This window comes from Enterococcus sp. CSURQ0835, from assembly GCF_902706605.1.
In the GTDB taxonomy this organism is placed as follows: domain Bacteria; phylum Bacillota; class Bacilli; order Lactobacillales; family Enterococcaceae; genus Enterococcus_A.
In genome coordinates this window covers 180,938-193,494 of sequence record NZ_CACSLH010000001.1, presented here as the reverse complement: position 1 = coordinate 193,494, position 12,557 = coordinate 180,938, and the positions used below count along the sequence as shown (strand labels likewise).

Here is a 12,557-nt window from a genome sequence, read left to right as displayed (position 1 = left end):
TGCTTGGAGGGACACCATGTCAGAACAAAAAAGCGCTACGAACATGAAGATTTTCAGTTTAAACGGAAATGAGCCGTTAGCGAAAAAGATCGCGGAAGTTTGTGGAAAAGAATTAGGAAAGTGCGAAGTCAAACATTTCAGTGATGGCGAGATCGCAATCAATATCGAAGAGACGGTCCGCGGTTGTGACGTTTACCTCGTCCAATCTACAAATGAGCCGGTCAACAATCATTACATGGAACTATTGATCATGATCGATGCGATGAAACGGGCCAGTGCCAAGACCGTCAATGTCGTGTTGCCATATTATGGCTATGCGCGTCAAGACCGCACCGCTAAGCCTCATGAACCGATCACCGCCAAATTAGTGGCGAACCTTTTGACTGACGCTGGTGCTACGCGCGTGTTGACCTTAGATCTGCATACCGTTCAAGTCCAAGGTTTCTTTGATATTCCAGTGGATAATTTATTTACGATGCCACTGTTTGCTCATTATTACCGTAAGCGTGGCATGGTAGGAGAAGATTATGTTGTCGTCTCGCCTAAAAATAGCGGTGTCCAGCGTGCTCGCAGCTTAGCTGAATATTTGGATTCAACGATCGCGATCGTTGATCAAGCCGAAGAAGGCGATCCAGATTCCGGTTATGTGATCGGTGATGTCGAAGGTCGTTTTTGTATCATGGTAGACGATATTTTAAATACCGGTGAAGTCTTCAGCAAAGCAGCTAAGACGTTGAAAAAAGCGGGAGCCAAAGAAGTCGTTGCGTGTGCCTCCCATGGCTTATTGTCACCGCCGGCTAAAGAGATGCTAGATAATGCTGCGATTGCCGATATTTGTATTACGGATTCCGTTTTGACGGATGAAAGCCGTCATCCAGAAAATCTGTCGATCGTTAGTTGTGCTGAGTTGATGGGAGAAGCCGTTAAACGGACTCACGAAAATGTTTCGGTCAGCCCGCTCTTCACAGTCGAGAAAAAAGATTTTGATTAAAGCGTGGATGAAAAGTTAACACATTAAAAGGCACGGAAATGGTTTCCGTGTCTTTTTACGTTGTCAAAGCGTGCAGTTTTGTTTCTCAAGATCAATTGTGCTAGAATGACTCTACTACTAGTTTAGAAAGGTTCGAGAAGGCGTGGAAAAGATATATTTAGATCATGCGGCGACCAGTCCGATGCACCCAGATGTAATCCAAACGATGAGCGATGTAATGACCGAAACATTTGGGAATCCGTCAAGCATCCACAGCTTTGGCCGAGTTGCCCACGAAAAGTTAGAAACTGCGCGTGAGGTGATCGCCAAAAGTTTAGCGGTCAAACCCCATGAGATCATTTTCAACAGCGGCGGCACAGAAGGCGATAATACAGCGATTATGGAGACAGCTCTTGCGCGTCAAGCCGGTGGCAAGCATTTGATCACGACCAAGATCGAACATCCGGCAGTCTTGAAGACGATGCGGTACTTAGAGACATTGGGCTTTGAAGTGACGTTTTTAGATGTGGATGAGCAGGGTCACTTGCGGCTAGATCAATTTGATGCAGCACTGCGGGATGATACGATTTTAGTGTCTATCATGTACGGGAATAATGAAACGGGAAACTTGATGCCGATCAAAGAAATCGGGGAACGTTTAGCAGATCATCCAGCTTATTTTCACACCGATGCTGTCCAAGCGTATGGCAATCAAACGATCCGTCCGCAAGAATTAGGAATCGATCTGTTGAGTATTTCTGCCCACAAGATTAATGGTCCAAAAGGCGTTGGCTTTTTGTATAAACGCGATGGAGTTGATCTCCCACCGTTACTCCATGGAGGAGAGCAAGAAGAAAAACGCCGAGCTGGTACGGAAAATTTGGCTGGGATTTGTGGATTGGCCAAAGCGGTCCAGCTTTTAACACCGACTGAACGCGCCAAACGTGCAGCGGACTATCAAACGTTTACGGCCACGATTTTAACGGCTTTAAAAGAAAATGAGATTGAGTTTTCCGTGAATGGGGACCTGGAGCAGAAATTGCCCCACGTGTTGAATCTGCGTTTTAACGGGATCATCAATGATTTATTATTAATGAAATTAGACTTAAAAGGAGTCGCCGTGTCGACGGGTTCAGCTTGTACAGCCGGTACTGTCGATCCATCCCATGTCCTAGAAGCTTTGTATGGAAAAAGTTCACCTGCGATCAAAGAATCATTGCGCATCAGTTTTGGTCTAGGGAATACGCAAGCACAAATCGAACGCTTCAGTGAAACATTAGTGACAGTGATCAAAGAACTAAAGAAAAATTGATTGAAGCCGCGCTGTGAAACCTCTATAATTACAAGTAAATGAGACAATGAGGTGGAAGACAATGGCATTTAGTACGGAAGCAACGATCGAAGGCGCAGCAGTGAAATACAAATTAGCACCGACTGCTAAGCGCTACACATTACGTGATAACGGCTTTAAAGAAACATCAGCGGGAAATTTTCAATTGATCCAGCCTTTGCAAGCAACGCCCCAAAGTAAAGAAGGTTTCAAATTGAAAGTCACTGTTTCAAAAGACATCAAGCAAGTGAAGATGTCGGTGACGACCGCTAATGGCTTGAAGCCGGTGAATATTTTTAAAGCGAGTGCGCATGAGATGCTGCAAGAAAAATTTTATTTCTTGATGGACGGCATGATCGATCGCGGCTTGTTCGTGAAAGCAGAATAAGCAAGGAGACGGCTGGGAGACCAGTCGTCTTTTTGTCGGCAAAAATTGAATCACTCGCAGCTTGAAGGTGCAAGTGCTAGCCGAAGTTTTCAAGTATTTCTCGACGTTAAAAGTTGAAGCGTGACGGACTTTCGATTATGCTAGTAACGAGGTGAACAAGATGGATGTGTTATTAGGCAAAATGAAAGTTCCGGCAATCGGGCTAGGGACTTGGCATATGGGTGATGACCCAACAAAAAAAGCGCAAGAGATCGAAGCGTTGCAAACTGGGATCGAAGCCGGCGCGCGCGTGATCGATACTGCTGAGATGTATGGAGAAGGTCGTTCAGAACGTTTGGTGGGAGAAGCAATCAAACCGTATGAACGTGAAGAGCTGTATTTGATCTCGAAATTTTATCCTTGGAATGCGGGTAAAAATAAGATCGAGTCGACATTACGTGATAGCTTAGAACGGTTGCAGACAGATTATTTAGATTTATATTTGCTTCATTGGCGCGGGAAGATCCCGCTGGTTGAAACGGTGACGGAGCTAGAACGCTTGAAAAGTTCTGGTTTGATTCGTAACTGGGGTGTTTCGAATTTTGATACGCGTGATATGCGAGAACTGTTCAGCGTGAAAAATGGTCGTAACTGTGCTACCGATGAAGTGTTGTACAATTTATCCAGCCGCGGGATCGACTTTGATCTGAAACCGTGGCTAAGAGAACATCACATGCCGTTGATCGCCTACTCACCGATCGCTCAAGGGGACAGTCTCGGTGCAAATTTATCTCAAAATACGATTTTGCGTCAGATCGCGCAGCAACATCAAGCGAGTCTTTTTCAAATTTTACTTGCTTGGGCGATCCGCGATGGCAAGACGATCGCGATTCCGCAGTCTAGTAAAAAAAGCCATGTGTTAGATAATCTCGCAGCTGGTAAGATCCAGTTAAGTCCGGCTGAATACGCGCAACTGGATCAAGTCTTTCCAAAACCTGTTAGTAAACAATCCTTAGACGTCTTGTAGGTGAAAAAATGAAATATTTTATTTCGGATACCCATTATTTCCATGCAAATTTGTTAGGTGCGAATGATTTTGCGCCGCGTTTATTTGACACGGTCGACGCGATGAATCAGCAATTAGTGGTTGGCTGGAACGCAGTCGTCAAAGAGCATGATGTCGTCTATCATTTAGGCGATGTCGCGATGCATCCGCAATATGAACGCGGTAACGGTGAAGTCCTAGCTTATTTGCGGCAATTGAATGGCAAAATCATATTCATCAAGGGCAACCATGATAGTCGCGCCTTTTTTAAATATTTAACAGAAAATGATCCTGGACTAGCAGACGGTTCGCCAAAGTTTGAATTTCACGATGTCGGCGTACTAGTGAAGTTCAATCACTTTCAATATTATTTGACGCATTATCCAATGTTGTTAGGCCAGACGAATAATATCCGCAATCTTCACGGGCATATCCATCATTACAGTATGCCGATCGCCGAAGATATCAATGTTGGAGTCGATGCACCTGAACGTGATTTTTTGACGGAGAAACTACCTTTTGGCGCACCAATTTCTGAAAATTTGATTCCAGTCATAGCTGCGGCCAAAGAAGAAGAGATCCGACGCTTGAAATAAATTTGAACTAAACTAAAGGGAGTGGAACAATCAACTGTTCCACTCCCTTTTGCTGTTTAAATTCGTTTTTAAAAATAAGTTTTGAACGTAAAGTAGACTAAAAGAGCAGCCATTCCATATAGCAAACCATACAAAATAAAGTAATTGTGCAACCAACTGACTTGCATCATGGCACTAGGCAGATCGATGATAGCGTGGATCGCGATCGCGGTGAAAAACAAACGGATTTTTTTCTGCTTGAGCGCTTGCCAGACGATCACTGACAGGCACACTTGGATCACAAAAGCTGGTAGCCGTTCGATCGCCGGTAAAATGAATTGCCAAGCGGGCAACTGTGTAAGTTGCGTGACGGTCGCTTTTGGTAATGGTAAAGCTTGGTGAGTATTTAACATCAGACTGATGATCAGATTGCTGAGACTGCTCAAGCCACCTAAAAGCAGCGCTTCGATTCCACCGTGGCCGATCCCGTAAGCTAACGCGCTATCTTGTGTTTGATAAACTGATTTTAAGGTAGTAAAGGCGATCCCACGTGCGGATTCTTCAAAAATCCCTGCGGCTAGCACACCGTATAACACATAAAGCGCCGGTGCCGTTTTGATCAATGAGATAGTACCATTGGCTTGTGGGCGTAAGACAAGTTGATGCATCACCGGCTCTAAGACTAGCACGAATAAAATGAAAAATAAGGCGCCGAATAAAATGGGGGAGAGTTTGATTTCGTGATGCCGTCGTAATAATAAAAATCCACTCAGCGGGATAATGACGCACAAAAGAGCAGCCAATCCCATCAAGAAAATCGCTTGGCTTGTAATCATGTTACTCGCTTCTTTCCGTTAAAATTTTTTGATAGGCGGCTTTCGTTTTTCGCGGTTGCTTATTCGTGTAATAATACGTCACTTTTTTAGTTGTGATTTTTAAGACAGGCCGACTGGTATAGCTTACATATAGCAACGCACTGCGATCCGCGACGCGAAATTTCCCTAACGCATAATGTTGTGTAGCTAGACCATTTTCTTTAACAGTCTGTTGCGGCATCTGTGCAATCAAGTTTACTTTTGTGATGTCGGCTAGCGGGATCGTACTTTTTTGAGTCATGGGACCATCTAATACGACTGCTTGATCGGTCACGCGATCAGTCAGCGGATCGGGATGATAATCTAAAATATATAACGGAACGATTGAAATGAGCATGGCAAAAAGCATGATGATTCCGATTAAAGCGACTAAAATTTTCCCGACTGGCTTACCGAGATTGATGGATAAATTCATCCCGATTCGATCAGGGATCATGAGACGCGGATCATTGGGATTGTTATAAATACCGTAACGCCAATATTCATCATCTCCATAATAACGATAACTAGGTGCTTGGTTCAACAACTGATCTTGTTTTTTACGTAAGGTTAAAAGTAAAACGAAAGTCCCAACGATATATGCGATCAATAATAGTAATTCCACGATAGTGATCGGCATGAAAAGGGTAGGTGCTACATACAACGAGATCAATGGAATAAAAATAATGACTGGAAAAGTAAAGCTAGAGCTCACCATTAGCAGTGACCAATAGAATTTTGTCAGATCATTGTAGTGTTGGTTGATCGAGTCATCATCTGTGATACTGCGGACCGGTAAATGAGCAACCGCGTACCAGCCAGCTAAAAACAATAGCCACGTGATCAGGCTGGTGATCAGCATGACCCACGAAAGTGTTCCTTGTACGATCAAAAAAAGGAACAGATTCATAATGCCAAACAAAGCGAACGATAACCAAAACCAATTTTTTGACAAGATCCGTCGATTTTTAGTTAAGACGGTTTTGGTATCGACACGGATCGGTTGGGGCGTGAGTTGCCAATCATGTTTAATGATCAGTTCGTGTGCTTTTCGGATGTAGCGAATTTGTAAACTAAAACTAGCGACTAACGTAATGATCAGTAAAATAAAAAATAAGAGCATGAACAACGAATCTTTCATTGGAATGAACAGTAGACAATCTAATCCGCTTAAGCCCGCTGCTAATTGGAATTGTCGTTTTTTGTAGGTTTTGCGTAAAGCTAAAGTCTCAGGGTGATCGAGCTGCTCTTTAGGAAATGTATTTTCTAACACGACATGATTGTGAGGCTTAGCAGCTAATGAACAGACCGCAGCCATCACGAAATTGACGAAGAACAAAATCCCGATAATTGAAAATGTTATCATGACAGATCATCCTTTCTAAATGAGTCCAACAATTTTGCGACAGTCTGCTGCAGATCTTTTTTACTGTGACCTTGAAGAAATAATTCTGCTAACAGCAAGGTCAGCTGTTCTTTTGGATCACTTTTTTTGACGGGCAGTGTATTGATGAGCGTTCCTTTACGCCGATCGGTGATCAAGTAGCCTTCTTCTTTTAATTGCTGATAACCTTTTGAGACCGTCATCGTATTGACTCCTAATTCGTCTGCGATTTGCCGCACAGTCGGTAGCTGCTCGCCAGGATTCAGTTCCCCAGTGGCGATCCCGATGATGATTTGTTCCCGCAATTGGCGGTAGATCGGTTCAGCGGACTGAGGATCGATTTCTAAGATCATTCTATCGCCTCCTTGTATTATTTATATTAATACAACTAATACAAAAAGGCAATTTAAATGAATACCAAGAATTAGTAGTCGAAAATTTAAGAAATGTGTTGTATAATGCATGATACTGAAAAGTTGCGACCTTCAAATCGTAGAAGTTTTCGGAATCTAATTGAAATGATGGTGATATTGTGTCAAACAGCAACACACGCGTAGTCGTCGGTATGAGTGGCGGCGTTGATTCTTCAGTCACAGCACTGCTTTTAAAAGAGCAAGGGTATGATGTGATCGGGATCTTCATGAAAAATTGGGATGATACGGATGAAAATGGTGTCTGCACGGCAACGGAAGATTATAGAGACGTTGCAAAAGTCGCCGCGCAAATCGGAATCCCGTATTACTCAGTCAATTTTGAAAAAGAATATTGGGATCGTGTTTTTGAATATTTCTTAGCTGAGTATCGCGCTGGTCGTACACCGAATCCAGATGTGATGTGTAATAAAGAAATCAAGTTCAAAGCCTTTTTAGATTATGCGCTGGAACTGGATGCAGATTATGTTGCAATGGGACACTATGCACAAGTGGAAAAAGATGAAAATGGTGTCGTCCACATGTTGCGAGGTGTCGATAATAATAAAGATCAAACGTATTTTTTAAGTCAGTTGTCACAAGAACAATTAGCTAAGACGATGTTTCCATTAGGCGGCATGGAGAAAAAAGAAGTCCGTGCGATCGCTGAACGGGCAGGTCTGGCGACAGCCAAGAAAAAAGATTCGACTGGTGTCTGCTTTATCGGTGAACGAAATTTCAAAAATTTCTTGAGCCATTATTTACCAGCTAAAAAAGGGAAGATGGTCACGCCAAGCGGTGAAGTCAAAGGAGAACACGATGGCTTGATGTATTATACGATCGGCCAACGACAAGGCCTTGGGATCGGCGGCGGCGGTAAAACGCAAGAACCATGGTTTGTAGTGGGAAAAGATTTAACGACGAATACATTGTATGTTGATCAAGGCTTCCACAATCCTGCGCTTTATGCGACTAGCTTAGATGCAAGCGAGATCCATTTTACGACGGGAACTGACAAGCCAGCTGAATTCAAATGCACGGCGAAGTTTCGTTATCGTCAACAAGATGTCCCGGTGACTGTCCGTTTGATGGAAGGCAACCGAGCACAAGTAATCTTTGATGAACCAGTTCGCGCGATCACACCTGGACAAGCAGTTGTTTTTTACGACGGCTTAGAATGTCTTGGTGGTGGCTTGATCGATCACGCGTATCAAGCGACAAAAGAATTGCAATACATTTAAATTTTGACGAGCTGCTAACTAAGCGGCTCGTTCTTTTTTTAGTGGTAAGTGAGGATTTGATTTTTATGGGCGTGGGGACTCGTGTCGTTTACGTTTGAGTGATTGAATCCAAACGCACGTTCGAGTATAATGAGGGAGAGGTGAGCAAGATGGCGGGGCTAGTTTTTCCATTAAAAAATGATACATCACGCAAGATTATCCACATTGATATGGATGCGTTTTTTGCTTCAGTGGAAGAACGCGATGACCCAGAACTTGCGCGCCATCCTTTAGTGATCGCGCGTCATCCATCTGATACTGGGGGCAAAGGCGTGGTGACGACCGCAAACTATAAAGCGCGCCAGTTTGGGATTCACTCGGCTATGAGCGCACAAAAAGCTTATGAGTTGTGTCCAGAAGCGATCTTCAAGCCAGGTGATCATGAAAAATACCGGCGAGTCTCCAGCCAAGTGCGGGAGATCTTTGCACGATATACGGATATGATCGAACCGGTTTCGATCGATGAAGCTTACTTGGATGTTACGAAAAATAAATTAGCGCATCTATCTGCAATCAAAGTTGCACGGATGATCCAACAAGATATTTGGCATGAAGTCAAACTCACGTGCTCAGCTGGTGTCAGTTATAATAAATTTTTAGCCAAGCTGGCATCTGATTATCAAAAACCGCGGGGCTTGACGGTGATCACACCAGAAGAAGCAGTCGCATTTTTAAAAGCCTTGCCGATCGAAAAATTTCACGGGGTAGGAAAAAAGACTGTACCGAAGATGAACGAGTTAGGGATTTTTACTGGAGCGGAATTGTATGAACAAAGTGAGATGACGTTGATCCAAGAGTTTGGAAAAATGGGCTATTCATTGTATCGAAAAGTTCGCGGGATCCATGATGCACCAGTAAAAGTCAGCCGTGAACGCAAGTCAGTGGGGAAAGAACATACTTATGGCAAACCTTTGACGACCGAAGAGGAAGTCTTGACTCAATTGCGTCAGCTAGCTGAAAAAGTTGAAGGTGCGTTACGTCGTGTGCAGCGTCATGGTAAGACAGTCGTCGTCAAGATCCGCTATGCAGACTACACGACGGTTACTAGACGAGCGACTTTACCTTATTATGTCCGCACGAAAGAAGAATTATTTTTTCAAGCCAAACAAATTTGGGAAGAGATCGGCGGCATCGAAAAAGGGATCCGATTGGTCGGTGTCACCTTGACCAATCTAGATCCCATCGCATATGAAAATATTATTTTACCATTGTTTGAAGAGCGCTCAAATTAGATCGCTCTTTTTAATTTGTTCAAAGGCTTTTTCAGAATCGTGCAGTTTGTCCCATAACACGACTTGGCCGGCTTGTAGTGACTTAGGAACATCGATGATCCGTTGATTCGAGCTGCCGCGAAATTGGAGTAAAAGATTTTTTTTGCTGAGGTCAAAGCGACCATCGACTAAAATATCGATCTTATTCAATAGTTCCAATTTGTCGTCGCTATCTTGCAGTAATTCTTCAAACGTATAACCAGTCCATGACCAAATATCTTTAGTGTCCCCAAATTCTGCATGGAGACGATCGACCAATTGCAAGCAGACATTCGTATTCAAAAAAGGTTCCCCGCCTAACAGGGTGAGACCTTGGACATAAGAATGCGCAGTATCGGCGATGATTTGATCTTCTAGTTCTTTTGTATAAGGTTTGCCATAGTTAAAATTTTGCGCGGCAACATTGAAGCAGCCCTCACAAGCAAATAGACAGCCGCTAACATATAAACTATTGCGGACACCTTCACCATCAACGAAATTAAAGGCTTTGTAATCAGCGATCCGATTTTGACTCAGCTCACTGGCTAACCATTCATTTGGTTTTGGATCTCGCATAACTTTCACTCTTTTCTTTTTAGTAAAAGGAGTGAGAATAAAACACCCCACTCCTTCTTCTTAGATCATTTAGCTAAACACCGCGCTTACAACACGATTTGTTTTGTTACAAAATTTTATTTCATATGTTTAACACGGGAAGCAATCTCTTGGTGCCGTCCGTGAACCATCGGCCGTTGTTGCGGATTTCCTAAGTAGCCACAAGTTCGTTTCACGACATCACACGTTTTGGGATCGTGATTGCCGCATTGCGGACATTCAAAACCGCGCTCAGTTGGTTTGAAATCTCCTTCAAAGCCGCACGCGTAACAGTGATCAATCGGTGTATTGGTTCCTAAGTAACCGATCTTGTCATAGGCGTAATCCCAAACAGCTTCCAAAGCTTTTGGATTTTGTTGCAGCATTGGATATTCACAGTAATGGATAAAACCGCCAGAACAATATTGCGGGTAGTCTTTTTCAAAATCTAATTTTTCAAACGGACTTGGATTTTTCCGCACGTCATAATGGAAACTGTTCGTGTAATATTCTTTATCCGTGATATCTTTGACGATCCCAAACTTCTCCGTATCTAAACGACAGAAACGATCGGTCAAACTTTCACTTGGAGTCGAGTAGACACTGAAGTGATAGCCATATTCATCGCCCCAAGCATCGGTGTGTTGTTTCAAGTTTTTCACGATATCTAAGGTAAAGGCTTTGGCTGCCGGATCATGTTCCCAAGCACCACCATAAAAAGCCGACGCCACTTCATAAAGTCCGATGTACCCCAGTGAGACAGTCGCGCGTTTGTTTTTAAACAGATCATCCACAGAACCGTTACGTTTCAAACGTTTACCAAATGCCCCGTATTGATACAAGATCGGTGCGTTAGCTGGCGTTGCTTCTTTACACCGCTCAACTCGAAAAACAAGAGCGTCTTTTGCGATAGCTAAACGTTCTTCTAACAAGCTCCAAAATTTTGCTTGGTCGCCATCTGCTTCCATCGCGATCCGCGGCAAGTTCAACGTCACAACGCCGAGATTCATCCGGCCAACATTGATCTCTTCGCCATTTTCATCTTTCCAGCCTTGTAAAAAGGAACGACAGCCCATCGGTACTTTAAAACTACCCGTCAGTTCAATCAACCGATCATAGTTCAAAACATCGGGATACATCCGTTTTGTAGCACACTCTAGCGCTAATTGTTTTACGTCATAGTTTGGATCTTCCGGATTTAAATTTGTTCCGCGCCGTAATGTAAAAATCAATTTTGGGAAGATCGCGGTTCGCTTTTCACTACCTAAGCCGTTGATCCGGATTTGTAAGATCGCTTTTTGGATCTCGCGTTCAAACCAATTTGTCCCTAGACCAAAACCTAAAGACGTAAAAGGCGTCTGACCATTTGAAGTGAACAAGGTGTTGATCTCATATTCTAAACTTTGCATCGCATCGTAAATATCTTTTTGCGTTTTTTGTTTAGCAAAAGCATCTCGTTTTGCTTGCGTCTCGATCCATTCATCGGCATCTTTCATGTGCTTTTCGTAGTTCAACTGGGCAAAAGGTGCCAACAGTTCATCGACGCGATCCGCTGAACAGCCACCGTATTGACTAGACGCGACATTTGCGATGATCTGAGAAATTTGAGCTGTGGCAGTTTGGATCGACTTCGGACTTTCCACTTCGGCGTTCCCGATTTTAAATCCGTTGTTCAACATGCCTTTGAAATCAATCAAACAACAGTTGGTCATGGGCGTATAAGGATGGTAATCCAGATCGTGGTAATGAATGTCACCTTTTTGGTGGGCATTTGCTACATGGGGCGGCAACATTTTTAGTCCGATCGACTTGCCGACGATCCCTGCTGTCAAATCGCGCTGCGTATTGAAAACGTTACTATCTTTGTTGGCATTTTCATTGACGACGCTTTGATCTTTATTGATCAGTTTGCCGATCGTAAAGTTGATATCTGTTGCTTTACTGCGCTGGAAATCACGTCGTGTTCGGTAGTTGATGTATTCCTCAGCTAATTCGTATTCGTTGTTTTCCAGTAACGTGTGTTCAACGATATTTTGGATCTCATAAATTTTAACGTTATCAGCAAAACGTTGGGCGATCTCAGCGTCTACCCGTTCAACTAACGATTGGATTCGTTCAAAAGCCAGTGGATCTAGCGTACCGTGGATCTTTGTCTCCGCTTTGACGAGCGCATCATAAATTTTTTGATCATCAAATATCACGTGGCGGCCGTCACGCTTGACGACTTTGATTTCTTTTAAGGCTGGTTGGACAGCTTGTGTCAAATGTTCATTGGTCTTGATTTCCATCATCCCAACCAACTCCTTTCTGATTTTGTTCACTTATTATCATACGGGATTTTTGAAAATATTACAACTAGATGTAGTGTTATTAAGGTTAGGTTGAGTGTGACAATACTATATGTAGTGGTTGGGTATTCTGAAAGGATGTGAAAGCTGATAGTAAAAGGTTTTGTTAGATGATAAAATAACGGAAAAATATTTAATAAAAAAAGTGGA

The 12,557-nt window shown here is 43.2% G+C and carries 12 protein-coding genes; 7 read left to right on the top strand and 5 right to left on the bottom strand.

Going from position 1 to position 12,557, the window contains the following annotated elements; all coding sequences use genetic code 11:
• Positions 1 to 16: 16 nt before the first annotated feature.
• The 5 genes from GVJ38_RS00995 (at position 17) to GVJ38_RS00975 (ending at position 4,308) form a co-directional block, all read left to right on the top strand.
• Complete coding sequence (locus GVJ38_RS00995) at positions 17 to 991, top strand: ribose-phosphate diphosphokinase (protein ID WP_159721297.1); 975 nt, start codon at positions 17 to 19, stop codon at positions 989 to 991.
• Positions 992 to 1,133: 142 nt separating this feature from the next.
• Positions 1,134 to 2,282 carry a cysteine desulfurase family protein gene (locus GVJ38_RS00990; protein WP_159721296.1) on the top strand — a complete coding sequence of 383 codons (1,149 nt, stop codon included), beginning with the start codon at positions 1,134 to 1,136 and terminating at the stop codon, positions 2,280 to 2,282.
• 61 nt (positions 2,283 to 2,343) lie between these two features.
• Positions 2,344 to 2,688, top strand: a complete 345-nt coding sequence (locus GVJ38_RS00985; protein WP_159721295.1) for a DUF1831 domain-containing protein — start codon at positions 2,344 to 2,346, stop codon at positions 2,686 to 2,688.
• A gap of 160 nt (positions 2,689 to 2,848) precedes the next feature.
• Complete coding sequence (locus GVJ38_RS00980) at positions 2,849 to 3,694, top strand: aldo/keto reductase (RefSeq protein ID WP_159721294.1); 846 nt, start codon at positions 2,849 to 2,851, stop codon at positions 3,692 to 3,694.
• 8 nt (positions 3,695 to 3,702) lie between these two features.
• The gene (locus GVJ38_RS00975; protein ID WP_159721293.1) at positions 3,703 to 4,308 is read left to right on the top strand and encodes a metallophosphoesterase family protein; all 606 of its coding nucleotides are present in this window, start codon (positions 3,703 to 3,705) and stop codon (positions 4,306 to 4,308) included.
• A gap of 68 nt (positions 4,309 to 4,376) precedes the next feature.
• Here GVJ38_RS00975 and GVJ38_RS00970 read toward each other — a convergent pair whose 3' ends face one another.
• Genes GVJ38_RS00970 through GVJ38_RS00960 form a run of 3 tightly spaced genes read right to left on the bottom strand, consistent with a single transcriptional unit; the run spans position 4,377 to position 6,878 of the window.
• Positions 4,377 to 5,123, bottom strand: coding sequence for a YhfC family intramembrane metalloprotease (locus GVJ38_RS00970; RefSeq protein WP_159721292.1), 747 nt, complete (start codon positions 5,121 to 5,123; stop codon positions 4,377 to 4,379).
• Between the two features lies 1 nt (position 5,124).
• Complete coding sequence (locus GVJ38_RS00965; protein WP_159721291.1) at positions 5,125 to 6,507, bottom strand: DUF5808 domain-containing protein; 1,383 nt, start codon at positions 6,505 to 6,507, stop codon at positions 5,125 to 5,127.
• Positions 6,504 to 6,878 (bottom strand): GntR family transcriptional regulator, encoded by a 375-nt coding sequence (locus tag GVJ38_RS00960; protein ID WP_159721290.1) that lies wholly within the window; start codon positions 6,876 to 6,878, stop codon positions 6,504 to 6,506. The genes GVJ38_RS00965 and GVJ38_RS00960 overlap by 4 nt, the downstream gene beginning before the upstream one ends.
• 176 nt (positions 6,879 to 7,054) lie before the next feature.
• Here GVJ38_RS00960 and mnmA point away from each other — a divergent pair, with 176 nt between their 5' ends.
• Positions 7,055 to 8,176 carry a tRNA 2-thiouridine(34) synthase MnmA gene (mnmA, locus tag GVJ38_RS00955; RefSeq protein ID WP_159721373.1) on the top strand — a complete coding sequence of 374 codons (1,122 nt, stop codon included), beginning with the start codon at positions 7,055 to 7,057 and terminating at the stop codon, positions 8,174 to 8,176.
• A gap of 149 nt (positions 8,177 to 8,325) precedes the next feature.
• Positions 8,326 to 9,447 carry a DNA polymerase IV gene (gene dinB / locus GVJ38_RS00950; protein WP_159721289.1) on the top strand — a complete coding sequence of 374 codons (1,122 nt, stop codon included), beginning with the start codon at positions 8,326 to 8,328 and terminating at the stop codon, positions 9,445 to 9,447.
• On the opposite strand, the gene nrdG is transcribed toward dinB, so the two are convergent.
• Together nrdG and nrdD are read right to left on the bottom strand one after the other, a co-directional pair.
• Positions 9,439 to 10,041, bottom strand: coding sequence for an anaerobic ribonucleoside-triphosphate reductase activating protein (nrdG, locus tag GVJ38_RS00945; protein ID WP_159721288.1), 603 nt, complete (start codon positions 10,039 to 10,041; stop codon positions 9,439 to 9,441). The two genes, dinB and nrdG, sit on opposite strands and share 9 nt — an antisense overlap.
• Positions 10,042 to 10,157: 116 nt before the next feature.
• Positions 10,158 to 12,347, bottom strand: coding sequence for an anaerobic ribonucleoside-triphosphate reductase (gene nrdD / locus GVJ38_RS00940; protein WP_442895991.1), 2,190 nt, complete (start codon positions 12,345 to 12,347; stop codon positions 10,158 to 10,160).
• Positions 12,348 to 12,557 lie beyond the last annotated feature (210 nt).